Annotated in this window: 21 protein-coding genes; 13 read left to right on the top strand and 8 right to left on the bottom strand. The window is 60.9% G+C overall.

The window, feature by feature from the left end; translation table 11 throughout:
* Positions 1–52 precede the first annotated feature (52 nt).
* A complete protein-coding gene (locus AK821_RS15635) occupies positions 53–946 on the top strand; it encodes a LysR family transcriptional regulator (protein WP_064390501.1) in 894 nt (297 codons plus the stop codon).
* 55 nt (positions 947–1,001) lie between these two features.
* Entirely contained in the window at positions 1,002–1,670 is a 669-nt protein-coding gene (locus tag AK821_RS15640; RefSeq protein ID WP_064390502.1) for a class I SAM-dependent methyltransferase, read from the top strand.
* A gap of 164 nt (positions 1,671–1,834) precedes the next feature.
* Here the strand turns inward: AK821_RS15640 and AK821_RS15645 are convergent, their stop codons facing one another.
* The gene (locus tag AK821_RS15645) at positions 1,835–2,086 is read right to left on the bottom strand and encodes a hypothetical protein (protein ID WP_064390503.1); all 252 of its coding nucleotides are present in this window, start codon (positions 2,084–2,086) and stop codon (positions 1,835–1,837) included.
* Positions 2,087–2,373: 287 nt separating this feature from the next.
* Here AK821_RS15645 and AK821_RS15650 point away from each other — a divergent pair, with 287 nt between their 5' ends.
* The 5 genes from AK821_RS15650 (at position 2,374) to AK821_RS15670 (ending at position 7,851) form a co-directional block, all read left to right on the top strand.
* Positions 2,374–2,898 carry a sigma-70 family RNA polymerase sigma factor gene (locus tag AK821_RS15650; protein ID WP_064390504.1) on the top strand — a complete coding sequence of 175 codons (525 nt, stop codon included), beginning with the start codon at positions 2,374–2,376 and terminating at the stop codon, positions 2,896–2,898.
* Positions 2,899–2,902: 4 nt separating this feature from the next.
* Positions 2,903–3,865, top strand: coding sequence for a FecR domain-containing protein (locus AK821_RS15655; protein WP_064390505.1), 963 nt, complete (start codon positions 2,903–2,905; stop codon positions 3,863–3,865).
* Between the two features lie 91 nt (positions 3,866–3,956).
* Positions 3,957–6,383, top strand: a complete 2,427-nt coding sequence (locus tag AK821_RS15660) for a TonB-dependent siderophore receptor (protein ID WP_064390506.1) — start codon at positions 3,957–3,959, stop codon at positions 6,381–6,383.
* A 95-nt stretch (positions 6,384–6,478) separates the two neighbouring features.
* A complete protein-coding gene (locus AK821_RS15665; RefSeq protein WP_064390507.1) occupies positions 6,479–6,982 on the top strand; it encodes a VOC family protein in 504 nt (167 codons plus the stop codon).
* Between the two features lie 35 nt (positions 6,983–7,017).
* A complete protein-coding gene (locus AK821_RS15670; protein WP_064390508.1) occupies positions 7,018–7,851 on the top strand; it encodes an AraC family transcriptional regulator in 834 nt (277 codons plus the stop codon).
* Positions 7,852–7,879: 28 nt separating this feature from the next.
* On the opposite strand, the gene AK821_RS15675 is transcribed toward AK821_RS15670, so the two are convergent.
* The 3 genes from AK821_RS15675 to AK821_RS15685 form a co-directional block, all read right to left on the bottom strand.
* Positions 7,880–8,467, bottom strand: coding sequence for a LysE family translocator (locus tag AK821_RS15675; protein WP_064390509.1), 588 nt, complete (start codon positions 8,465–8,467; stop codon positions 7,880–7,882).
* A gap of 371 nt (positions 8,468–8,838) precedes the next feature.
* Positions 8,839–11,076 carry an ATP-binding protein gene (locus tag AK821_RS15680; protein ID WP_064390510.1) on the bottom strand — a complete coding sequence of 746 codons (2,238 nt, stop codon included), beginning with the start codon at positions 11,074–11,076 and terminating at the stop codon, positions 8,839–8,841.
* Positions 11,073–11,687 carry a biliverdin-producing heme oxygenase gene (locus tag AK821_RS15685; RefSeq protein ID WP_064390511.1) on the bottom strand — a complete coding sequence of 205 codons (615 nt, stop codon included), beginning with the start codon at positions 11,685–11,687 and terminating at the stop codon, positions 11,073–11,075. Before AK821_RS15685 ends, AK821_RS15680 begins: the two co-directional genes overlap by 4 nt.
* Before the next feature lie 275 nt (positions 11,688–11,962).
* Between AK821_RS15685 and AK821_RS15690 the strand changes: the two genes are divergently transcribed.
* Entirely contained in the window at positions 11,963–12,583 is a 621-nt protein-coding gene (locus tag AK821_RS15690) for a LysE family translocator (protein ID WP_064390512.1), read from the top strand.
* Here AK821_RS15690 and AK821_RS15695 read toward each other — a convergent pair.
* Entirely contained in the window at positions 12,580–12,993 is a 414-nt protein-coding gene (locus AK821_RS15695) for a VOC family protein (RefSeq protein ID WP_064390513.1), read from the bottom strand. The genes AK821_RS15690 and AK821_RS15695 overlap by 4 nt on opposite strands.
* Before the next feature lie 182 nt (positions 12,994–13,175).
* Between AK821_RS15695 and AK821_RS15700 the strand changes: the two genes are divergently transcribed.
* The 3 genes from AK821_RS15700 to AK821_RS15710 are packed head-to-tail and all read left to right on the top strand — an operon-like array spanning position 13,176 to position 15,708.
* Positions 13,176–14,258: a bifunctional transcriptional activator/DNA repair enzyme AdaA gene (locus AK821_RS15700; protein WP_064390514.1), complete on the top strand. Its 1,083-nt coding sequence runs from the start codon at positions 13,176–13,178 to the stop codon at positions 14,256–14,258.
* A gap of 33 nt (positions 14,259–14,291) precedes the next feature.
* Positions 14,292–15,089 carry an isocitrate lyase/PEP mutase family protein gene (locus AK821_RS15705; RefSeq protein WP_064390515.1) on the top strand — a complete coding sequence of 266 codons (798 nt, stop codon included), beginning with the start codon at positions 14,292–14,294 and terminating at the stop codon, positions 15,087–15,089.
* A 1-nt stretch (position 15,090) separates the two neighbouring features.
* On the top strand, positions 15,091–15,708 hold the full coding sequence (locus AK821_RS15710; protein WP_064390516.1) for a DNA-3-methyladenine glycosylase family protein: 618 nt from the start codon (positions 15,091–15,093) through the stop codon (positions 15,706–15,708).
* Between the two features lie 299 nt (positions 15,709–16,007).
* Here the strand turns inward: AK821_RS15710 and AK821_RS15715 are convergent, their stop codons facing one another.
* From AK821_RS15715 to AK821_RS15725, 3 genes are all read right to left on the bottom strand, one after another.
* Complete coding sequence (locus tag AK821_RS15715) at positions 16,008–17,105, bottom strand: extracellular solute-binding protein (RefSeq protein ID WP_064390517.1); 1,098 nt, start codon at positions 17,103–17,105, stop codon at positions 16,008–16,010.
* Between the two features lie 2 nt (positions 17,106–17,107).
* Positions 17,108–18,232 (bottom strand): agmatine deiminase, encoded by a 1,125-nt coding sequence (aguA, locus tag AK821_RS15720; protein ID WP_064390518.1) that lies wholly within the window; start codon positions 18,230–18,232, stop codon positions 17,108–17,110.
* 99 nt (positions 18,233–18,331) lie between these two features.
* Positions 18,332–19,216 (bottom strand): LysR substrate-binding domain-containing protein, encoded by an 885-nt coding sequence (locus AK821_RS15725; RefSeq protein ID WP_064390519.1) that lies wholly within the window; start codon positions 19,214–19,216, stop codon positions 18,332–18,334.
* A gap of 214 nt (positions 19,217–19,430) precedes the next feature.
* Between AK821_RS15725 and AK821_RS15730 the strand changes: the two genes are divergently transcribed.
* Both AK821_RS15730 and AK821_RS15735 read left to right on the top strand, forming a co-directional pair.
* Complete coding sequence (locus AK821_RS15730; protein ID WP_064390520.1) at positions 19,431–19,919, top strand: GFA family protein; 489 nt, start codon at positions 19,431–19,433, stop codon at positions 19,917–19,919.
* 203 nt (positions 19,920–20,122) lie between these two features.
* Complete coding sequence (locus AK821_RS15735) at positions 20,123–22,315, top strand: TonB-dependent siderophore receptor (RefSeq protein WP_064390521.1); 2,193 nt, start codon at positions 20,123–20,125, stop codon at positions 22,313–22,315.
* Positions 22,316–22,392: the final 77 nt, after the last annotated feature.

Raw genomic sequence — 22,392 nt, forward strand, 5'->3', positions numbered from 1 at the left:
GCGACCTGCTTACATGGATTAATCCCGCGCCCCTCATGAGAGGTTCTCATCAATGTCCCGCGCCAACCTCAACGACCTGCAAGCCTTCGTGGTCATCACTCGCGAAGGCAGTTTTACCCGCGCTGCCGCGCAACTGGGCGTTTCGCAGTCGGCGTTGAGCCACACCATGCGTGCACTGGAAAGCCGACTGGGTGTGCGCCTGCTGACGCGAACGACGCGCAGTGTTTCCCCGACCGAGGCCGGTCAACGCTTGTATCAATCGATGGCGCCACGCTTTGACGAGATCGAACTGGAACTGGCCGCGGTCAGCGAGTTTCGTGACACCCCGGCCGGCAATGTGCGTATCCAGGCGTCGGAGCATGCGGCGAACAATATTCTCTGGCCGAAGCTGCTGAAGGTATTGCCCGATTACCCGGACATCAAAGTCGAAATCACCGTCGATTACGCCCTCGCCGACATCGTTGCGCAACGCTATGACGCCGGTGTGCGGCTGGGCGATCAGGTGGCCAAGGACATGATCGCGGTGCCCATCGGTCCGTCGTTGCGTATCGCGGTTGTCGGCTCGCCAGAGTATTTCAACGGCAGGCCAATACCCTTGGAGCCCGGTGATCTGGCCGCGCACAACTGCATCAATCTGCGTCTGCCGACGCATGGCAGCCTGATGCAATGGGATTTCGAAAAGGACGGTCACGAACTCAAGGCGCGCGTTGAAGGGCAATGGACGTTCAACAGCAGTGTGCCGATTCTGCGCGCAGCGGTGGCGGGATGCGGTCTGGGGTTTCTGCCCGAAGACATGGTCGCCGGGAATCTGGCCGACGGCAGTCTGGTGCGGGTGCTGGAGGACTGGTGCCAGCCCTTTGCCGGCTATCATCTTTATTACCCGAATCGTCGTGAGCATTCGTCGGCGTTCGGGGTTGTGGTGGATGCACTGATCTACAAGCCCTAGCGGCGCACCTGCGATCAGCGTCCATACTGGTTTTTTCAATCGTCGGGAATCCGCCATGCCCTCCCCCGAATCCAGCCTGTTGCAGAGCTGGCACGACAACGCTGATGCCTGGATCGAGGTAATCCGCAGCGGCGCCATCGAAAGCCGTCAACAGGTGACCAATCAGGCAATTCTGCTGGCGATCATGGGCCGCCAGCCGCAGCGTGTGCTGGATCTGGGCTGCGGCGAAGGCTGGTTGTTGCGGGCGCTGGCGGACCTGGGCATTGCTGCGGTGGGCGTGGACGGTGATGCGACGCTGGTTGAAGCGGCGCGTCTGGCCGGTTCTCCAACCGTGCATGTCGCCGACTACGACTCGCTGGTCGAAGCCAAGGTTGATATCGGTTGTGACTTCGATTTGATCTGCGCGAATTTCTCGCTGCTGCATCAGGACATTATTCCTCTACTGGCCGCGATGAATGTGCTGCTGGTTCCCGGTGGTGCGCTGGTGATTCAGACATTGCATCCATGGGCGGCAGCGGCAGGCGATTATCAGGATGGTTGGCGCGAAGAATCGTTCGCCGGGTTCAAAGGCCAGTGGCAGCCGATGCCGTGGTATTTCCGCACGTTGTCGAGCTGGTGCAATGCGCTGGACATGGCCGGCTTCCGCCTGATCAGCCTGCAGGAACCCCAACACCCACAAAGCCCGGTGCCGCAGGCGCTACTGATCGTCGCTGAGCGACGCTGACTCTCAAAAACACCACCAATCATTGTGGGAGCTGGCTTGCCAGCGATGGCGTCGGGTCAGGCAACATTGATGTTGAAGGGAACGGCCTCATCGCTGGCAAGCCAGCTCCCACAGTGATTTCAGTTGTCATCGGGATTTGTGGGCACCCCATAAACCTGTGGGAGTCAGGCAGCTTGCGGGACCAGTCGTGGCCCGCGCAGGCGGTATTGCGCCAGCAGGCGCATGACGTAGCCGATTTTGATCAGGGTCGGGCCGAGGATGGTCAGCGCATGCATCGCTACCAGCAGGGCAATCGGCATGTGACCGTTGTAGAGGTAGGCGCCAAAGATGCCGGCCAGCAACATGATCAGGCCGACGACGAGGACTTTGCTCGACAGATGCAGAACGTGCAGCGGACTTTCGAAGAAGGTGAACATGGTGGCGTACTCCTGATCGGCTCGATGGGTACGTTAAGTACTTCAAATCCTGTGCCAGCTTTTTAAACCAGTGAAACCGGGCACCCGCACTGCAAAGAGTCAATTTGACACAGAAAGAAACAGGTCATTTTGACTCGACACAAAGTCATTACGACCACATCTCATAAAAATCTCGAACCCAACTGCTAAAAGCAAACCAATATCATTTGCACACTATCCTGCCTTTTGTTTTAATCGCGACCCATTCCCATTTAGACCGGTCACGGTCGTTCTGGACGCTTGCTCTGATGACGGTCGCCGACTCCTCACTTGTGCAGAATCTCTACCTCAGCCACCACCGCTGGCTGCACGAGCTATTGCGTCGACGCCTGAGCAACGCAATGGATGCCGCCGATCTCGCCCATGACACCTTCATCCGCGTGCTCAAGCGCCCGCAAATCTTCACTGATCAGGTTCACGAGCGCTCACATCTGGCAACCATTGCCCGCGGTTTGTGCGTCGATCACTGGCGCCGTCGGCAACTGGAACAGACCTGGCTGGACACCCTCGCCAGCCGCCCGCCAGCCTTGCAGCCCTCCCCCGAGCAGCAGGCGATCATCGTTGAAACCCTGCACGAGGTAGATGCCATGCTTCAGCGTCTGCCACAGCGGGTCAGTGAAGCGTTCATTCTTGCGCAGTTGCACGGCATGCCTTACCGATTGATCGCCGAACAGATCGGCGTCAGCGAGCGAATGATCAAAAAATACCTCGCCCAAGCGATGATGCATTGCGCGATTCTTGAGGCCGAACTCGACGGCCTGCTGATTGAGTAACGCCATGAACAAACTCAGCCACGCCAGCCTTGAGCAGGCGGCGCACTGGTACGTGCAATTGCATGACGCGCCGGTCGCCGATCAGGAACAGCTGCGCTGGCAGGCATGGCTGGCACAAAGCCCTGAGCATCAGGCGGCCTGGAGCTATGTCGAACGCGTCGGCCAAAGGTTCGCGCCGCTGCAAAGCGACAGCGAAACTCACGCCATCAGCCACGCCTTGCGGACCAGCAGTCGCACCTCGATCAGTCGCCGACAATCGCTCAAGGGCCTGCTGATTGTTGCCGCGACCGGGCTGACCGGTTTGGCCGCCTGGCGCAGCACACCGCTGATCGAACGGCTGAGTGCCGACCTGTCGACCGGCACTGGCGAAACCCGCGAAACGACACTGAGCGATGGCAGCCGGATCTGGCTCAATGCGTTGAGCACGCTGAATGTGCATTTCGACGCGACGCGCCGCTTGCTGCTGCTGCGCGCCGGCGAAGTGCTGATCGACACCGCCAGGGATCCAGGCCGGGCTTTTCTGGTGGACACCGAACATGGCCGGATGCGCGCATTGGGCACGCGCTTCAGCGTCTGCCAGAACGATCGCAACACCCTGCTCAACGTCTATGAAGGCGCCGTCGAAGTACGCAACCAGCAAGGCCAGACTCAAGTGGTTGAGGCCGGCCAGCAATTGACATTCAGCATGGCTCGATTGGGTACCGCAACCACGGCCAGCCCGTCACGCGAGGCTTGGCGCCAGGGGCTGTTGCTGGCGGATAACCTGCCGCTGGGTGAGCTGATCGAAGAGCTCAGCCGCTACCGTCCAGGGCATTTGCATTGCGATCCGGCCGTGGCCGACTTACCAGTGATGGGTTCGTTCCCGCTCAAGGATACCGATCAGGCCTTGCGCCTGCTCGAAGCGGCATTGCCGATTCGCGTCGACAAGACTTTCAACTGGTGGGTTAGCGTCGGACCGAAAACCTGAGGTTTTTTTCACTTCACGGTTCCCTTTTCGCGCGTTCATTCGGTTAACCCATAACAGCCCGCACTTCGTTGCTCGCGTCCCGGAAAACTGCATGTTGCGCTGCCCCCTCGCCCGCCCCCGTTTCGCCTTGGCCTTGGCATTTGCCGTGCCAGGGTTGAGTGCGTCGATTGCGCAAGCAGAGGCGCAGAAGCAGCATTATTCGGTCGCTGCCGGCTCACTGGCTTCAGCGCTTAACCGCTTCGCGCAACAGAGCGGCGTGTTCATCGCCGGCCACAACGACTTGGCCGCCGACAAGCGCAGCCCCGGTCTTCACGGCGAATACTCCGCGCAACAAGCCCTGAAAATTCTTCTCAAGGGCAGCGGCCTGCAAGCCCAGCCACAAAGTGGCGGCGGTTATGTCTTGCGCAGCGCAGCCACTGCAGAACCGCTGCAACTGGACGCCACCACCATCAACGGCAAAACCCTCGGTGCCATCAGCGAAGACACACACGCCTACACCACCGGCCAGACCTCTTCCGCCACCGGCCTGGCGCTGTCCCTGCGCGAAACCCCGCAATCGATCAGCGTGATCACTCGCCAGCAACTCGACGATCAAGGCGCCACCGGCATCGCCGACGTGCTGCGCCGCGCGCCGGGCATCAGCGTGCAGAACTACGACAGCGAGCGTTGGGAGTTTTCCAGCCGTGGTGCGCCGATCACCAATTTCCAGTACGACGGGGTCAATACCGACTACGACGGCGTCTACGATTACGGCACCACCAGCACCGACATGGCGACCTTCGACCGGGTCGAAATCATCAAGGGAGCCACTGGCTTGATGACCGGTTCAGGCGATCCCTCCGCCACGGTCAATCTGATCCGCAAACGCCCGACGCAAGCTTTCAAGGCATCACTGAGCGGCAGCGTCGGCTCATGGGACAACTACCGCAGCGAGACCGACGTCTCCGGCCCGTTAACCACGAGCGGCAACCTGCGTGCGCGCTTCGTTGGCGTCCATCAGGAACGCAGCGCCCACGCCGATCATTACCAGAACAGCAAGGACATCGCCTACGCCATCGTCGAAGCCGATCTGACCCCGGACACCCTGCTGACCGTAGGTTTCGATCAGCAGAACACCCGCTCACGCGGCGCCAGCTGGACCGGTTTCCCGATGTTCTACAGCGACGGTACGCGGACTCGTTTCCCGCGCTCGTTCAACCCGGCGACCGACTGGAGCCGCAGGGATTTCAGCAATCAGACGCTGTTCGCCGCCCTCACCCGGCAACTGCAAAGCGACTGGACGCTGAAGCTCAGCTACGACCGCAAACACCGCGAGCACGACACCCTGCTCGGCTCCGCCAGTGGCGGCAATCCGGATCCGCTGACGGGCGACGGCATGTTCCTGTACATGGGCAAATTCAAGGGTGACGAAGTGCAGGACAATATCGATCTCAACCTCGGCGGGCCGTTCAGCCTGTTCGGGCGCGAGCATCAGATGATCGTCGGGTTCATGTCGATGAACACCCGTCAGGACAACCCCGTGTACGGCTCGGTTTATCCGGCGCTGAACGCCAGCATTTTCGACTGGCACGGCGAGTTCGCCAAACCCGACATCCCGCAGATCGGCACCGACGCCATCAGCCAACGCCAGACCGGCGCGTACGTATCGACGCGCTTGAAGGCCAGCGACGATCTGGCGCTGATCCTCGGCGCACGTGTCAGTGATTTCAGCGCCAGCGACCACCTCGACTATCACGACCCGAACACCGCCAATGTCCGCGAGGGCTATAGCCAGACCGGCGTGGTCACACCCTACGCCGGCGCGGTCTACGACCTCGACGACACGGACTCGCTGTACACCAGCTACACGCGAATCTATCAACCGCAACTGAGCAAGGACGCCGCGCGCCAGTTGCTCGACCCGGTGCAAGGCGACAGCTATGAAGCGGGGATAAAAGCCGAATACTTCGAGGGCCGGCTCAACGCCAGTCTTGCCGTGTTCCGCATCGAGCAGGACAACGTCGCCGAGCAGGTCAGCGGCTTCGACACGCAGGCCGTGTACCGCGCCGTAGAGGGTGCGACGACCAAAGGTTTCGAATTCGAAGTGGCCGGCGAAATCGCTGAGGGCTGGAACCTCTCCGCCGGTTACGCCTACAACCACACCCGCGATGCCAAGGGCAATCCGGTTTATGCATCGATCCTGCAAACCACCGCGCCGGAGCAGTTGGTACGGCTGTTCAGCAGCTATCGCTTGCCCGGTGTCTGGCAGAATCTGACCCTGGGTGGCGGCATCAGTTGGCAGAGCGAATTTTTCGGCAACGTCTTTCAGCCCGATGCCGGCCAGAACGTACGCATCACTCAGGACAGCTATTACCTGGTCGATGCCATGGCACGCTACCGCTTCAGCGACCACCTGAGCACTACGCTCAACGTCAAAAACCTCTTCGACAAGACCTACTACACCGGACTCGGCAATTTCGGCACCGGGTTCTATGGCGAACCGCGCAGCCTGCAACTGACGGCGCGCTGGGATTTCTGATAAGCCGGCAACTTGTCGATCTACGGCGCAGCCAGTCGACCAAGGACTGTCTACGCTGATAGTCCAGCGTGTCTGACCTGCCGAGGATAACTGCCATGCAACGCTTTCAAAAACTCACGCCCTGCCTGTGGTTCGATGATCAGGCCGAAGCGGCGGCGAAGTTCTACTGCTCGATCTTCGATCACGCGAAAATCACCGGTCTGACCCACTACAGCAAGGTCGGTCAGGAATTTCACGGCAAGCCGGAAGGTGCGGTGATGACCGTCAGTTTCGAGCTGGATGGCCAGACGTTTACCGGCCTCAACGGTGGGCCGATGTTCAAGTTCAGCGAAGCTATTTCGTTTCAGGTCAATTGCCAGAACCAGGAAGAAGTCGACCATTTCTGGGGCAACCTGTCCGAGGGTGGCCCGGTCGAAGCCCAGCAATGCGGCTGGCTCAAAGACAAATTCGGCGTGTCGTGGCAGATCGTACCGGTGGCGTTCATGCACATGATGCTGGACGCCGACACCAGCAAGTCGCAGCGGGCGATGCAGGCCATGTTCAAGATGAAAAAACTCGACATCGCCGAACTGGAACGAGCCTTTGCCGGCCAGAGCTAATACACTCGGACGCTGGCCTGCCGGGAGTAATCACAATGAAACACGCTGCCGCCAAAAACCCTGAAAAAGCCCCGCGCTTCTGGCGCGACGACGCCCTGCCCTTCATCGAAGCGCGGGCCATCGCCGATGGCCGCGAAGTCTGTTACGCCCGCCATTCCCACGCGCACTTCTCGATTGGTGCGATTACTGCCGGGCGCAGTACTTACGTGCACGAGCATGCGCAATTCGAGGTGGCGGCAGGGACGGTGGTGTTGATGAACCCCGGCGATGTGCACGCCTGCAATCCGATTGATGATCAGCCGTGGTCGTACGTGATGTTGTATGTCGAGACGCCGTGGCTGACGGATTTGCAGCATCAGTCGGGCTTTGCCAAGGATCTGGAATTTCGACCGTTCTCTGCCACGCACCTGCAGGATGCAGCGCTGTTTCACGACTTGATCGCGCTTTACCAAGTGCTGATCGACGAGCAACAGGATGTACTACGCAAGCAGAGCGCAGCGGTGGAGTTTTTCAGCGATCTGCAACTGCACCTGAACCCTGCCGGGCAAGCGTTGCGCGAACCTAATTTCAAACTTGAGCGCGCCGCAGATTTCATCCGCGAACATTGCACCGACCTGCTCAGCCTCGATGACATCTGCGTCGCAGCGCAGCTGTCACCGTCGTACCTGATCCGCGCGTTCAAGCAGCATTACGGCATGACCCCGCATGCGTTTCTGGTCAATCAGCGCATCCAGTTCGCCCGCGAGCGTTTGCGCAGCGGTCAGTTGATTGCCGACGTCGCTCTGGCGGCCGGGTTTGCCGATCAGGCGCACTTTCAGCGGGCCTTCAAACAGCATCTGGCCGCAACACCTGGGCAATATCGCGGCTGACCGATCCGCCACAAAGGTTGTGGCAGGGTCAGGTGAACAGCAGGTAGATCGCACTGACAGCCAGCAACAGCGCCATGCTCCGATTGAACCAGCGCATCCCCGCCGCGTTGCTCAGATACCCACGCAAAAACGTCCCGGCATACACCCAACAGCCGACCGACACATAGCAAATCACCAGATACACCGCTGCAAACTGCCAGACCAGCTGCGCCTCGCCATCCGCCACGAACGCGCCCATCCCCGCCACGCAGGCCAGCCACGCTTTCGGATTGAGCCACTGCATCACCGCGCCGTACAGCATCGACGGCGCCCGCGCGGCATCCTTGGCGTTCAATTGCCCGTCGTCAGTGGCCAGTTTCCAGGCCATGAACAGCAGAAACGCCACCCCGGCCAGTTGCACCACGCGGGTCATGAACGGCCACAGTTGCAGAACCTCGTGCAGGCCCAGGCCCATCAACACCAGCAACAACACAAACCCCAATGTTGCCCCGGCAACATGCCGCTGGCTGGCGCGGAAGCCGAACTGCGCCCCCGAACTCAACGCCACGATATTCACCGGCCCCGGCGTGATCGACGCCGCCAACGCAAACGCCGCCATCGAAACAATCAGACTCATCGCACACCTGCTTCAAATCGAGGAACAAGGTGCTCACGGTATCGAGCGCCCAATCCCCGGTATTGAAGAAAATGCCCCTGTGATCTGATCGTTCCCACGCTCTGCGTGGGAATGTAGCCCGGGACGCTCCGCGTCCCTTCCAGAGCCGAACGCAGAGCGTCCGTTGAGGCATTCCCACGCGGAGCGTGGGAACGATCAAAAGAAAATGCCCCTTTGATCCTGATCGTTCCCACGCTCTGCGTGGGAATGTAGCCCGGAACGCTCCGCGTCCCTTCCAGAGCCGAACGCAGAGCGTACGTTGAGGCATTCCCACGCGGAGCGGGGGAACGATCAGATCAACAGATCGCATCCTGCGGCAGGTCCTGCAGGGGTCAGTCGAGGCGTGGCACGGTGAAGCGGAATTCGCTGCCCTGCCCCGGCTCACTCTCGGCGACGATCCGGCCGCCGTGGGCTTCGACGATGCCTTGGGTGATGTACAAACCTAAGCCGGTGCCGTTGGGATTGCCTTCCTTTACCGTCCAGTAACGGTCGAACACGTGCGGCAGGTGCTCTTTGGGGATGCCTTCGCCGCTGTCACGCACGGTGAAAACGATTTCATCGCCGACTGATTTGGCATGCACGCCAACGGTGCCCAGGCGCGGAGTGAACTTGATCGCGTTGCCGACCAGATTCGACAGCACTTGAAACAGCCGCTCCGGATCGGCGTGAATGCGCAAATCGGGATCAGCGGCAAAGGAAATGCTGATGTCCTTGTCCAGCGCCAGCGGTGCGAGCAGCGCCTGCGCTTCCTCGAACATCTGCCCGACGTCGAGTTTCTGCGGGGTGATGGAGTAGCGCCCGGCGTCAATCTTCGAGGTGTCGAGCAAGTCTTCGAGCAGCGTGTTCATGCGCCCGGCCGCCTGCTGCATGGTGTCGATCGCGGTGGAGATGCGCCGCGAGGTGTGCGGCCCATCGGAGCTGAACGCCTTCTGCAGCATGCCGCAGAGCATCGAGATCACGGTCATCGGGTTGCGCAGGTCGTGGGAGACCACCGCCACCAGTTCATCGCGGGCTCGCACGGCTTCCTGTTCGCGGCACACCTGGCGCGCCAGATCGTTTTCCAGCGCCGAACGACGCAGGTCGTTGGCGGCGAACAGATCGCCATGGCTCCACTTGGTGGAGATGCCGGCCATCTCGACTTTCCAGATTTCAAACGAGGTGCGCGGGCGCAGGCGCAAGCCGGCGTCGGAGTTTTCCAGGTCCAGTGGCTTGCGCGGATCACCGCTCCAGTTGATGTTCTCTTTGACCTCGGGGCGGAACCACAGCACGCCGTTGTCGACCGGTTTGGGCAGGCTCATGGCAAGCACGCCACTGGCCACTTGCTGATACTCGGCGGCCGGTGGATACACGCTGGCCAGATTATGACTGGCGAACACCGGCTCGCCGCTGTCCTGCAGCCACTTGTGCAGGGCGCGGATCTGCGCAGGCTCCGGGCAGTTGCCGTAACGGTGCAATTGGTTGTCTTCAATGATCGCGATACCACCGGCGTTGTTCAGCGCCATAAGCACTTGCGGCTGGTTGGCCAGGCCATCGAAAACGTTTTGCGGCGAATCGATCATCGCTTGATTGAGCAGAGCCAGCGCCTCGACTTTTTCTTCACGCTGACGGCTGATTTCCAGCGCTTCCATCGCGCTGATCTGCAGCGACAGTACCTGGCCGATGGTCTGGCACGCCGCGCGCAATTCATGCGGCACGTGCAGCGGCTGACGGTTGCCGCAACTGATCAGGCCCCAGAGCTTGTCGCCCTTGAGCAGCGAGATACTCATCGACGACAGCACGCCCATGTTCTTCATGTACTGACAGTGGATCGGCGACACGCTGCGCAGGGTGGCAAAACTCAAATCCAGCGGTGTGTCGGTGTCCGGGCGCAGCTTCGGCAGCAACGGCACTGGCTGGTAATCGGCATTGGGGATGATCCGCAGCCAATTGGTCCGATACAACTCGCGGGCCTGCTCGGGAATGTCCGAGGCTGGAAAGAACAGACCGTTGAACACTTCCATCGACGGGTCGGACGCTTCGGCGATCACCTGGCCGTGTCCCTCCTCTTCGAAGCGATAGATCAGCACCCGGTCGTAACCGGTCATGGCCTGGATTTCCTTGACGCTGATGTCGTACAGCGCCTGCAACGAGGTGGCCGCGTGCAGACGCTGGAGCATGCGCCCCAGATGGGTCTGGTTGCCGGCGACATTGCGTGGCTGGAAGTTTTCGACGTGGATTTCCAGCTCCAGAATCAGCACGCCCTGATGCCGGTGCAGCAAGCCATCGAACGCCGTGCCATTGAGGCGAAAGTGCAGCGGCGGCGTGTCGGACAATGCCGGTTGCAGCAAGGCCTCGCGCACTTGCGCGGCCTCGGCGTCGCCGATCAGTTGCGCCAGTGGCTGGCCGATCAGTCCGAGCGGCTCCCGGTCCAGCAGGGCTGCAACGTTGGCGCTGACCTGAACGATCTCCAGCGCAGGTTCGTTCAGGGTCAGCAGCAAACCGTGGGGCTGGATCGCGCCGGGGAAGCGAATCGGCTCGTCGGCACAATTGGCCAGCAGTTCTTCAAAGGCTTCTTTGTCTTGCGGGGTCATGCCAGTACCTCCCGGCTTTCGAGCCAGCGCTCGAAACAGCTGAATGTGGTGTGTGCGGCCGCAACCACGGCCTTGCGCTCGTCCGCATCCATCGGGCGACGGCTCAGGTATTCAATGAAATCGCGCCAGCAGCGGCCAGTGGCGGCGCCATAGATATCGAGAAACGCCGCGCCATTGTCGGCTTCCAGGCCGAGTCGGCTGGCGATTTCCCGGCGCAGGATCTGCCCGCCCAGCGTCGCACCTTCGAGCACATACAGTATGCCGAGGCAGCAAGCCGCGGAATTGATCAGGGGCAAGTCTTCACACTGTGGCAGACGTGCCAGCGCCTCGCTGCTCAAGCCCAGGGCATGCAGGTCGGCGCGCAAGGTTGGCGCCTTGAGTCGTGGCGTCAGATCAAAATCAGTGGGAATCGCGCCACTGCTCAGCAGCGCGTCTTCCAGCGGTAGATAGAAGCCGTAATAAGCCTGCATCAACTGCACAAATGCTGGGGTATCGAGAGTATCGGAGAAAAATGGAAGGCGTTTTTCCAGTGCGATGTGCAGTTCGGCAGTGCCGGCCCGCAGATCTTGCAGCACCGGTGGCACATAAACTTCACGGGCCTTTGCTTGCATGTAGATCGCTCTTGGTGGGGCCGCCTGGGGCCGTGCGGGATGTTTGAAACAGGGAGCAAATGTTACACGGCAATCGGTATTTCTGACCGGCTGGATAACTTTTTCTGACGAAACCCTCGCCCTCTGACTGTTTCAGAGTTGCGCCGTCAGCAAAAAGTTCGACGGCGTTGTCCTGCACGGCCGGGCGCTGTACCGCGACAGCGGGGCCTGACTGTATGGGTCTGGCGGCGCGTGGGCTGTGATAAAAATGGCCTTATCGTTTCTGGAGTGCCGTCATGGATCTCGCCACCCTCAGCCTGTTTCTCCCGGCCTGCTTCGCTCTGAACATGGCCCCCGGCCCGAATAACCTGCTGTCGGTGAGCAACGCTACCCGCTACGGTTTTCGCCGCGCCTGCACGGCGGGCATCGGGCGTATTCTGGCGTTTGCCGGGATGATCGCGCTGGCCGGCGCCGGTCTGTCGGTGGTGTTGCAGACGTCGGAATGGCTGTTCCATGCGATCAAGATCATTGGCGCGGCGTACTTGCTGTATCTGGCCTGGCAACTATGGCGGGCCGATCCGCAGGCCGAGCAGCACGTGACGGGGGCGACCGTTGGCTTCTTCGCCTTGGCGCGTCAGGAGTTTCTGGTGGCGGCCGGCAACCCGAAAGCGATTTTGCTGTTCACCGCATTTCTGCCGCAGTTCGTCGATCCGGCCCGACCGGTGCCGGCACAATTCGCCGTACTGGGTGTGCTGTTCCTGCTGCTGGAATGGATTGCCATCAGCGCTTATGCCTGGATGGGCCTGCACATGCGCCGCTGGTTCGCCGAGCCACGCGGCAAACGGATATTCAATCGTTGCTGCGCGGGGCTGCTGTCGGCGGCGGCTTCGGTATTGTTGATGGCCAAACGCGCTTAAGCCTCGGGCGGCCCTTTGAGTTCGACCTGATTGCCATCCGGGTCCAAGCAATACAGCGACAAACCTTTACCCTCGGCGCCGAAGCGTGACTCGGCTTTGGCAACGCTCAGACCAAAGGACTGCAAATGTGCGCTCAGCTGCGCTTCATCGAAAGGCTCGATGCGCAGGCAGAAGTGATCGACGTTGCGCCGCTCGGCACCGGCCGCCCCGCCGCCCTTGCGGCCGAGTTCGCCTTGCAGGTCGACGAGATCGATCATCGAGCTGCCCGCGCGCAGATGGATCAGCCCCAGCGGTTCGTTGCGCTTGACCACCTCGGCACCGAACACCTGACCGTAAAACTCGATGCTGCGCTGCAGGTCTTGCACACGCAGAACAATGTGATCAATACGCTGAATGGAAAACGGATGCATAAACCAACACCTCACAAACCTGTAGGAGCCGCCGCAGGCTGCGATCTTTTGACTTTGATTTATACAAACAAGATCAAAAGATCGCAGCCTTCGGCAGCTCCTACACGGTAGTTCAGGGGTAATGGAAATTCACTGTCGATTTTTCGGTGGAGCCATCGACAATCTGCTTTTACAGTCATGCCATGAACATACAAACCGCTGTCCTGCCGCCCCACGCCGAGATGGTTCGCGCCATGCTCGAACGCGACACTGCCTATGAAGGCGTGTTCTTCACGGCCGTGAAAACCACCGGGATCTTCTGTCGCCCCAGTTGCACGGCGCGCAAACCGAAACCGGAGAACGTCGAGTTCTTCGCGCACGCCGATGAATGCCTGACCGCCGGTTATCGCGCCTGCCTGCGCTGCAAACCGCTGGACGCCGCGGCCATTGCGCCAGACTGGGTGCAGCGCCTGCTCAACGCTGTGGACGCAGACCCGGAGCTGCGCTGGAGCGATGCGCAATTGCTCGCCGCAGGCATCGAACCGCTGAAGTTGCGGCGCTGGTTCAAGCAGCATTTCGGCATGACCTTCCACGCCTGGCTGCGTACCCGGCGGCTGGGCATGGCGCTGGGCGGGATCAGACAAGGCACCTCGATTGATCACGCCGCGTTCGACTCGGGGTATGAGTCGCTCAGCGGTTTTCGTGACGCCTTTCAGAAGTCGTTCCACATCACACCGGGCCGCGCCGAACAGAGCGAGCCGCTGCTGTTCACCCGGCTGACCACGCCGCTGGGGCCGATGATCGCCATGGCCGAACGCCGTGGATTGGTGTTGCTGGAGTTTCTTGATCGACCGGCGCTGACCGGCGAAGTTGAAGCATTGCAGAGCCGCTATGGCTACGCGGTCGCGCCAGGGCATAACGCACACCTGCAGCAGATCGAAAAAGAACTGACGGCCTACTTCGCCGGCAAACTGAACGTATTCACGGTGCCATTGCATTTGCCCGGCAGCGAATTTTCCCGACAGGTATGGGCGGCCCTGCTGCAAATCCCTTACGGTCACACCAGCACTTATGGCGCCATCGCCGCCGGGTTGGGCAAACCCGGCGCGAGTCGCGCGGTCGGGCTGGCCAACGGGCACAATCGGCTGTCGATTGTCGTGCCGTGTCATCGGGTGATTGGCGCGGACGGCGCGCTGACCGGCTATGGTGGAGGACAACCGCGCAAGGCATTCTTGCTGAGGCTGGAAAACGCCGCGCTACAGCTCACTCAACCATTGGCTTTCTGACGATTTTTGCCCCATCAACAACAAGGAATTTCGATGAGCACGCTCGACACCCGCTTTCACCAGTTGCACCAGCAAGGCCTGTTGATCCTGACCAACGTCGCCGACGCCACTGGCGCGCGTCTGGTCGAACAGCTCGGTGGTCAGGCCGTCGCCACCAGCAGCGCAGCGGTGGCCTGGGCCCACGGTTACCCGGACGGCAACACGCTGCCCCTCGAACGCCTGGTATCCACGGTGGAATCGATTGCCCGGGTGATCAGCGTGCCGTTGACCGTGGACGTCGAGGCCGGTTATTCCGATGATCTCGGGCGTGTCGCCGAGGTGCTTGAAGCGGTCATTGCGGCGGGTGCCGTCGGGATCAATATCGAGGACGGTTCCAACGCGCCGGAGTTGCTCGCGCGGAAGATCGAGGTGGCGCGGCAAATCGCCGACGAACGTTCGGTCAAGCTGTTCATCAATGCGCGCACCGATGTCTATCTGAAAAGCCTGGTGCCGGCTGAAGATCGCGTCGCCGAAACCCTGCGCCGTGCCGCGCTGTATCAGGCCGCCGGTGCCGATGGCTTGTTCGCCGCCGGGGTCACCTCGGGCTACGAAATCGAAGCGATCTGCAAAGGCACGACGCTGCCGGTCAACGTGCTCGGCTTCGCCTGCCTGCCCTCCCCCGAAGAGCTGCAGGCCCTGGGTGTGCGCCGCTTGAGCGCCGGTTCCGGCATCGCTGAATATCTCTACGGGGCGATGGGCGGGCTGGTGAAAAGCTTCCTTGCCAGCGGCAAACTCGACACCCACGACCTCAAGGCCTTCACCTACGGCGAAGTCAACGGCTTGCTGAAATAGCATGCCCGACGCCTATCAAGCGGCCAGCGCATACCTCGCCAGCCTCGACTCCGACTGGCAGCGGCACATTGCCGCTGTCGGCCCGTGCCTGCACCAACCGCACCCGGCACGCGATCCGTACGAGTCGCTGGTGCGGGCGATTGCCTATCAGCAGCTGCATGCCAAGGCCGGTGATGCGATTGTCGGGCGGCTGGTGGGGCTGTTTCCGTCGCAGTCATTTCCACGCCCGGAACAAATCCTCGCGACCGACTTTGAACGAATGCGCAGTTGTGGGTTTTCAGCAGGCAAGATTGCCACGATTCAAGGGATCGCCCAGGCGACGCTCGACGGCGTGGTGCCGGATTACGCCACGGCATTGGCGATGGACGATGAAACGCTGATCGAACGCTTGATCAGCCTGCGCGGAGTCGGCCGCTGGACGGTGGAAATGCTGTTGATCTACAGCCTTGAGCGCATGGATATCCTGCCGGCCGATGACTTTGGTGTGCGTGAAGGCTATCGGCGGCTGAAGGGGCTGGAGGTGCAGCCGACGCGCAAGCAGATGATCGAGATCGGGTTGAAGTGGAGCCCGTTCAGAACCGTCGCCGCCTGGTACCTTTGGCGCGTTGCCAAGACTTAGACCGCGTTATCGTTGATCGCTGGCAAGCCAGCTCCCACAGGTTTTTTGCTACACCGAACCCTGTAGGAGTGAGCCTGCTCGCGATGAGGCCAGTCCAGTCAACATCCCCATCGAGTGAACCACCGCCATCGCGAGCAGGCTCACTCCTACAGGGTTCAGGGGTGGGTCAGATGGCATCGATTCACACTGTGCTGAAAACCCAAACATGTAGGAGCTGCCGCAGGCTGCGATCTTTTGATTTTGAGATCAAGATCAAAAGATCGCAGCCTGCGGCAGCTCCTACAGGGGCAAATGTGGGATTAGAGACCGGACTTCAACCGGCTGAAGGCGCGGATCAACGCGCGATTGAAGGCTTTGCCGTTGTCGTTTTTGCTGTACAGCGTGGCCCTGACGTCGGCCGAGGGGTAGGTCCCCGGATCATTGCGGATCGCTGCATCGACCAGACCATCCGCCGCGGTGATCGCATTGGCGTAGTGAATGGTGTCGGTGATCGGCGCCATGACTTCCGGCGTCATCAAGTAATCCATCAGCGCTAGCCCGGCCTGCGGGTGCGGGGCGTCCTTGGGAATGACCATCGCGTCAAACCAGATCAACGTGCCCTCTTTCGGAATCCGGTAACTGAGTTTGAACGGCTTGTTCGCCGCCTGCGCCTGCCCTGCCGCAATCGCCACGTTGCCGTTCCACGACATCGCCACACAGGTATTGCCGTTGGCCAGATCGCTGATGTTCAAATCATTGTCGAAGTAGCGAATGTACGGGCGGATCTTCGCCAGTTGCTGCTCGGCGAGTTTCAGGTCGTCAAGGTTCTGCCGGTTGATGTCCAGGCCCATGTACTTCATGACCGCCGCAAAAACCTCGTTCGGATCATTGAGCAGACTCACCCCGCAATCGGCGAATTTCGACACCACCGCCGGATCGAACAACATCGCCCAGCTGTCCTTCGGCGCATCGGGCAAGCGCTTTTTGACGGCCTCCTCCTGATAGCCCACACCCGTGGTGCCCCACGCGTAGATCCCGGCGTAACGATTGCCCGGATCGAACACCGCCATGTGCTGACGGAATTCCTCACCGACGCCGGCGAAATGCGGCACCCGCGCCTTGTCCAGCGGCTGAATCGCACCGCTTTCGATGGCTCGCGACAGGTGCTGGCCTGCGGTCAGTACCAGATCGTAGCCACTGCGCCCGGTGAGCAGTTTGGTCTCGACGGTTTCCAGTGAATCAAAGTGGTCGGCGACCACATGAATACCGGTTTTCGCCTCGAAGTTTTTCAAGGTATCCGGGGCCAGGTACTCGCCCCAGATGTACAAGTTGACCACCGGTTTCGCGGTGTCGGCGGCCTGCACACACAAGGGTGCAAGCACCAGCAATAACGCTTGAGTCAGTTTGTGCAGGCGCATGGTCACGCTCCCTTCTTGTCGACAGGCGTGCCGGCGTATTGCGGCATGGTGATGCACGCGACGTTACCGCCGCCGAGGAGAATTTCCCGGGAGTTTTCGATGCCGACGATCTTGTGTTGCGGGAACAGTTCGGCAAGGGTCGCCAGTGCTACCCGATCCTGACGATCGCCAAACAGCGGCACCACGATCGAGCTGTTGCCGGCGTAATAGTTGATGTACGACGCGCAGATTTTCGTGCCGGCCTGACGGGTGTGGGTGCTGTCTTGCTGGTCGAGGCCTTCGGCTTCCTCGGCGGTCCATTCGAGCACGTCCGGTTGCGGCAGTTTGTGCACGGTCAACTCGCGCCCACGGCTGTCGCGGGTGCTGCGCAGAATGTCGTAGGCCTCTTGGTAGATTTCCCACTGAGGATCGTCGCGGTTGTCGGTCCATTGCAGTACCACTTCGCCGGGACGGACGAAACAGGCGAGGTCGTCGACGTGGCCATCGGTTTCGTCGAATTTGCAGCCGCGCGGCAGCCAGATGACTTGTTCGGCGCCGAGGTAATCGGTGAGCCTGCGAGTGACTTCGTCCTTGCCCAAGTGCTGGTTGCGGTTGCGGTTGAGCAGGCATTGTTCGGTGGTGAGGATGCTGCCCTGACCGTCGCTCTGAATGCCGCCAAGCTCGGCAATCAAAGGTGCGCGGTAGCGGTCGAAGCGCTCGATTTCGAGGATCTTGCTGGCAATCTGGTCGTCCTTGTCCCACGGGTAGTAGAGGCCGCCGTCAAGACCGCCATAAGCATTGAACTCGAAATCGACGCCGCGTACTTCGCCGCTCTGGTCGTTGATCACAAAGCACGGGCCGCTGTCGCGGAACCAGGTGTCGTTGCAGGTCATTTCCACGACGCGCACTTGCGGTGGCAACTGCCGCCGGGCCGTGGCAAATTGCGCGGCCGAGGCGCAAACGGTGACCGGTTCGCTGTAGGAGATGGCGGTGACGATCTGCACCCAGACTTTCTGCGCCGGCTTGGCGCCGTTGCGCCAGACGTCGGTGCGCTCCGGCCAGCCGAGCCAGCAGCCGGACTTGGTTTCGAATTCGCCGGGCAGACGGAAGCCGTCGTGTTTAGGGGTGGAGTCGAGCAAACGTGCCATGGTCAAACCTCGTCTTCGCGATAGGAATGACCACAAGGTACGGGCGTTGGCGGCGGGCTCGCCAACGATGATTATTGCGGAACAGTTGAATTCAACTCATCAATCAGCCAGCTGATCGTTGAACCACTCAAGCATCTGTGCAACGGCCGGGCGCTCCATCCGCACGCGCTCACACACCAGCGCGTATTGGCCGAGCGCGGTCATGCTCCAGGGGAACGGCCGCACCAACCGACCGCTCTGCAAGTCCTCCTGCGCGGTGAGGTTGTCACCCATCGCCACGCCCTGCCCTTGCGCCGCGGCTTCCAGCGCCAGACCTGCATGGGCGAAATACAACTGACGCTGCGGGCGTTGATCGCCGGCGTGACTGGTCAGCCAGGCGGTCCAGGTCTTGCCGTCCTGGTCGTCGTGCAGCAGGCAGTGGCGGGCCAGATCCTTCGGGGTTTTCAATGTGCCCTGGTTGAACAGGCCGGGGCTGCACACCGGGAAGAACTGCAGCGCCGGCAAAGGCCGCACGAAATAAGCGCTGCTGTCGGCCGGGCCGGTGCCGTAGGTGATCGCCAGGTCGATGTCTTCGCCGGGGGCGCTGGCGTCGATCGGTTGTTCGTAGAGGTGCAAGGTGATGTGCGGGTAGCGCGCGTAGAAATCGCTGAGACGACTCATCAGCCATTTCTGCGCCAGCTCAGCGGTGACGGCCAGGCGCAATACCGCCAGCGAGGACGGATCGCGCAGTTCATCGCAGGCATCGCCGATCAGTTCGAAGGCTTGTTGCAGGCTCTGCATCAGGCGTCCGGCGGCGATGGTCGGGCGAATCTGCCGGCCTTCGCGGATGAACAGCGAAACGCCGAGCTGTTCTTCGAGCTGGCGGATCTGGTGGCTGACGGCGCTGTCGGTGACGCACAGTTCAGCGGCGGCCCGGCCAAAATGCGCGTGACGGGCGGCGCATTCGAAAGTGCGCAGTGCGGCCAGTGAGGGAAGTCGTCGCATGGGTTTTTGATCCCTGTTTTTAGGGGGACATGCTGACTTGGGGAAGAGTGGGCGTCCAGTGCAACCGCGTTATCGTTTATCGCGAGCAGGCTCACTCCTACAGGGGAATGCATTTCAAATTGTAGGAGTGAGCCTGCTCGCGATGGCGGCAACACATCCACCACAACTCTTCTAGGCTGAACCGAACCCATCCAGCCCACCGGAGGCCCCCGTCATGCACTTAGAAGGCTCCTGCCACTGCGGCGCTGTCACCTTCAGTCTCACCAGCGCCCACCCCTACCCTTATCAACGTTGCTACTGCTCGATCTGCCGCAAGACCCAAGGCGGTGGTGGCTACGCGATCAACCTGGGCGGTGACGCGACCTCGCTCAAGGTTCACGGTCGCAAGAACATCGCCATCTACCACGCGAAGATGAAAGACGAAGGCGACAAGCGTGCTCATCGCAGCAGCGCCGAACGGCATTTCTGCTCATTGTGCGGCAGCGGTCTGTGGCTGTTCAGCCCGCAGTGGCCGGAGCTGATCCATCCATTTGCCTCAGCCATCGATACGCCGCTGCCCGTGCCACCGGAGCACACGCACCTGATGCTCGGCTCGAAAGCGCCGTGGGTTGAGGTCGACGCCAAAGCCAAGGACAAACAATTCGACGTCTACCCTGAAGAATCCCTCGCCCAGTGGCACGAACGCCTCGGCATCAGCACCTGAAAAACGCCCCAATGCAGGAGCTGCCGAAGGCGGCGATCGGTTGATCTTGTTTTTAACAACCAACATCAAGAGATCGCAGCCTGCGGCAGCTCCTACAGGGGGATGTGGGGATTTTTGCCGGGGCAGTTCCCTTTTGTGTTTTTCGTTCGGTTAACCCTCAGAAGCACTTCAACGACCGATCGATTTGATGCAAAGGGATCTCCATGCCGTACGTCCGTTTTCGTTTTGCCTTGTGCCCGTTGGCGCTGGCGCTGCTGAGCCTCAATGCCCACGCGGCGGAAACCGCCGCCCTGCAACTGGGCGCCACGAACATTTCTGCCGAGGGTCTCGGCGCCACCACCGAAGACACTCACGCCTACACCACTGGCAGCATGTCCTCGGCCACCGGCCTGCCGTTGTCGATTCGCGAAACGCCGCAATCGGTCACCGTGATCACCCGTCAGCAGATGGACGATCGCGGCGTGCAAAGCGTCGGCGATGCGCTGCGCAACACGCCCGGTGTTTCGACGCAGAAATACGACAGCGACCGCAGCGAATTTTCCGCGCGTGGCCTGGCGATCACCAACTTCCAGTACGACGGCATCAACATCCCGTACGACGGTGTTTACGGCGAGAACCCGAACAACGGTGACGACGCCGCGAGCATCGACCGCGTCGAAATCATCAAGGGCGCGACCGGGCTGATGACCGGTAATGGCGACCCGTCCGCCACAGTCAACCTGATCCGCAAGAAGCCGACCAAGCAATTCAAGGCCTCGATCAGCGGCACCGTCGGCTCGTGGGATGCCTACCGCACCGTCGGCGACATCTCCGGTTCGCTGACCGATTCGGGTAACGTGCGCGGGCGTTTCGTCGGTGCCTATTCCGACCAGAACTCCTACCTTGATCACTACAGCCAGAAAAAAGACCTGTTTTACGGCATCCTCGAAGCGGATCTGAGTGACGACACGCTGCTGACGTTCGGCATAGACAAGTCCAGCACTACCCCGCGCGGCACCTCCTGGACCGGCAACCCGGTGTATTTCGCCGACGGCGGCCGAACCGACTTCCCCCGCCACTTCAATTCCGGCGCTGACTGGAGCCGTCGCGATTTCGACAACATCACCTACTTCGCCTCGCTTGAACATGCGCTGGCCAATGACTGGAAGTTCAAGGTCAGCCTCGATCAAAAAACCACCGACCACGACACACAATTGGCCTCGGCAAGCGGTGGCAATCCGGATCGCGCCAGCGGCGAAGGCATGTTTTTGTATTGGGGTCGCTGGGAAGGTCATCGTGTGCAGAACACCGCTGACATCAACGTCTCCGGGCCGTTCACCTTGGGCGGACGTGAGCATGAGTTGATTGCCGGCGTGATGACCGCGCATTCGCGCCAGACGGGCTCGACCTACGACACCAGCGCCTTCGCCGAAGTCCCGGGGAGCATTTACGACTGGAGCGGCGACCTGCCGAAACAGGACTTCCCGAAGAATGGTAAATACCAACGTACTCAGAGCCAGAACGGCGTGTACGTGGCCACGCGCTTGCACCCGACCGATGATCTGTCGGTGATTCTCGGCAGTCGTTTGAGCCCCTTCAAATACAACGAAGATTATCGTTACAACGCCGGCGCCGGCCTCGACGACACCCATGCCAGCTACAAGGAACACGGCGTGGTCACGCCGTACGCCGGGGTGATTTATGATCTGGACGACACCTATTCGCTGTACGCCAGTTACACCAGCATCTACCAGCCGCAAACCTACAAGGACAGCAACGGTTCGACCCTCGCGCCGGTCGAGGGCGACAGCTACGAGGCCGGCCTTAAAGCCGCATACTTCGACGGTCGCCTGAACGCCAGCCTGGCGTTCTTCCGCATCGAACAGGACGGCGTTGCCGAGTCGATCGGAACCAATGCGGTGACCAACGAAGGCATTTACAAAGCCATCGACGGCGCCACCACCAAAGGCGTGGAACTGGAGCTGGCCGGCGAACTGAGCGACGGCTGGAACGTCTCCGCCGGCTACACCTACGCGCGCAGCCGCGATGCCGACGAGCAGCGCATCTACGGTTATCCGCTGTCGACCACCAAGCCGGAACACGTGGTGCGCACTTTCACCACCTACCGTTTGCCCGGGGTGCTCGACAAAGTCACCGTCGGTGGCGGTGTGAGCTGGCAGAGCGCGTTCTACGGCAAGATCTACAGTGCGCCGGCCGGCGATTACACGCGCATCAAGCAAGGTGGCTACACCCTTGTCGACCTGATGAGCCGCTATCAGTACAACGAGCATCTGAGCTTTACGGTCAACGCCAACAACGTGTTCGACAAGCGCTACCTGACAGGGCTGGGCAACTTCGACACGACGTTCTACGGCGAGCCGCGCAATGTGATGCTGACGACCAAATGGGATTTCTGATCTTCAGCTGATTTTTTACTGCCTGTGCCGGCCCCATCGCTGACAGGCCAGGCTCCCACAAGGTCTTGCGGCGTTGC

This window comes from Pseudomonas sp. RIT-PI-r (assembly GCF_001297015.1).
GTDB lineage: Bacteria > Pseudomonadota > Gammaproteobacteria > Pseudomonadales > Pseudomonadaceae > Aquipseudomonas.

Bases quoted from the DNA above. Each gene is read 5' to 3' on its own strand.
- AK821_RS15700 (WP_064390514.1), top strand. From the start codon at position 13,176: ATGAACATACAAACCGCTGTCCTGCCGCCCCACGCCGAGATGGTTCGC.
- AK821_RS15670 (WP_064390508.1), top strand. From the start codon at position 7,018: ATGAAACACGCTGCCGCCAAAAACCCTGAAAAAGCCCCGCGCTTCTGG.
- AK821_RS15730 (WP_064390520.1), top strand. From the start codon at position 19,431: ATGCACTTAGAAGGCTCCTGCCACTGCGGCGCTGTCACCTTCAGTCTC.
- AK821_RS15690 (WP_064390512.1), top strand. From the start codon at position 11,963: ATGGATCTCGCCACCCTCAGCCTGTTTCTCCCGGCCTGCTTCGCTCTG.
- AK821_RS15680 (WP_064390510.1), bottom strand. From the start codon at position 11,076: ATGACCCCGCAAGACAAAGAAGCCTTTGAAGAACTGCTGGCCAATTGT.
- AK821_RS15640 (WP_064390502.1), top strand. From the start codon at position 1,002: ATGCCCTCCCCCGAATCCAGCCTGTTGCAGAGCTGGCACGACAACGCT.
- AK821_RS15660 (WP_064390506.1), top strand. From the start codon at position 3,957: ATGTTGCGCTGCCCCCTCGCCCGCCCCCGTTTCGCCTTGGCCTTGGCA.
- AK821_RS15650 (WP_064390504.1), top strand. From the start codon at position 2,374: ATGACGGTCGCCGACTCCTCACTTGTGCAGAATCTCTACCTCAGCCAC.
- AK821_RS15725 (WP_064390519.1), bottom strand. From the start codon at position 19,216: ATGCGACGACTTCCCTCACTGGCCGCACTGCGCACTTTCGAATGCGCC.
- AK821_RS15645 (WP_064390503.1), bottom strand. From the start codon at position 2,086: ATGTTCACCTTCTTCGAAAGTCCGCTGCACGTTCTGCATCTGTCGAGC.
- AK821_RS15735 (WP_064390521.1), top strand. From the start codon at position 20,123: ATGCCGTACGTCCGTTTTCGTTTTGCCTTGTGCCCGTTGGCGCTGGCG.
- aguA (WP_064390518.1), bottom strand. From the start codon at position 18,232: ATGGCACGTTTGCTCGACTCCACCCCTAAACACGACGGCTTCCGTCTG.
- AK821_RS15685 (WP_064390511.1), bottom strand. From the start codon at position 11,687: ATGCAAGCAAAGGCCCGTGAAGTTTATGTGCCACCGGTGCTGCAAGAT.
- AK821_RS15705 (WP_064390515.1), top strand. From the start codon at position 14,292: ATGAGCACGCTCGACACCCGCTTTCACCAGTTGCACCAGCAAGGCCTG.
- AK821_RS15710 (WP_064390516.1), top strand. From the start codon at position 15,091: ATGCCCGACGCCTATCAAGCGGCCAGCGCATACCTCGCCAGCCTCGAC.
- AK821_RS15675 (WP_064390509.1), bottom strand. From the start codon at position 8,467: ATGAGTCTGATTGTTTCGATGGCGGCGTTTGCGTTGGCGGCGTCGATC.
- AK821_RS15635 (WP_064390501.1), top strand. From the start codon at position 53: ATGTCCCGCGCCAACCTCAACGACCTGCAAGCCTTCGTGGTCATCACT.
- AK821_RS15655 (WP_064390505.1), top strand. From the start codon at position 2,903: ATGAACAAACTCAGCCACGCCAGCCTTGAGCAGGCGGCGCACTGGTAC.
- AK821_RS15665 (WP_064390507.1), top strand. From the start codon at position 6,479: ATGCAACGCTTTCAAAAACTCACGCCCTGCCTGTGGTTCGATGATCAG.
- AK821_RS15715 (WP_064390517.1), bottom strand. From the start codon at position 17,105: ATGCGCCTGCACAAACTGACTCAAGCGTTATTGCTGGTGCTTGCACCC.
- AK821_RS15695 (WP_064390513.1), bottom strand. From the start codon at position 12,993: ATGCATCCGTTTTCCATTCAGCGTATTGATCACATTGTTCTGCGTGTG.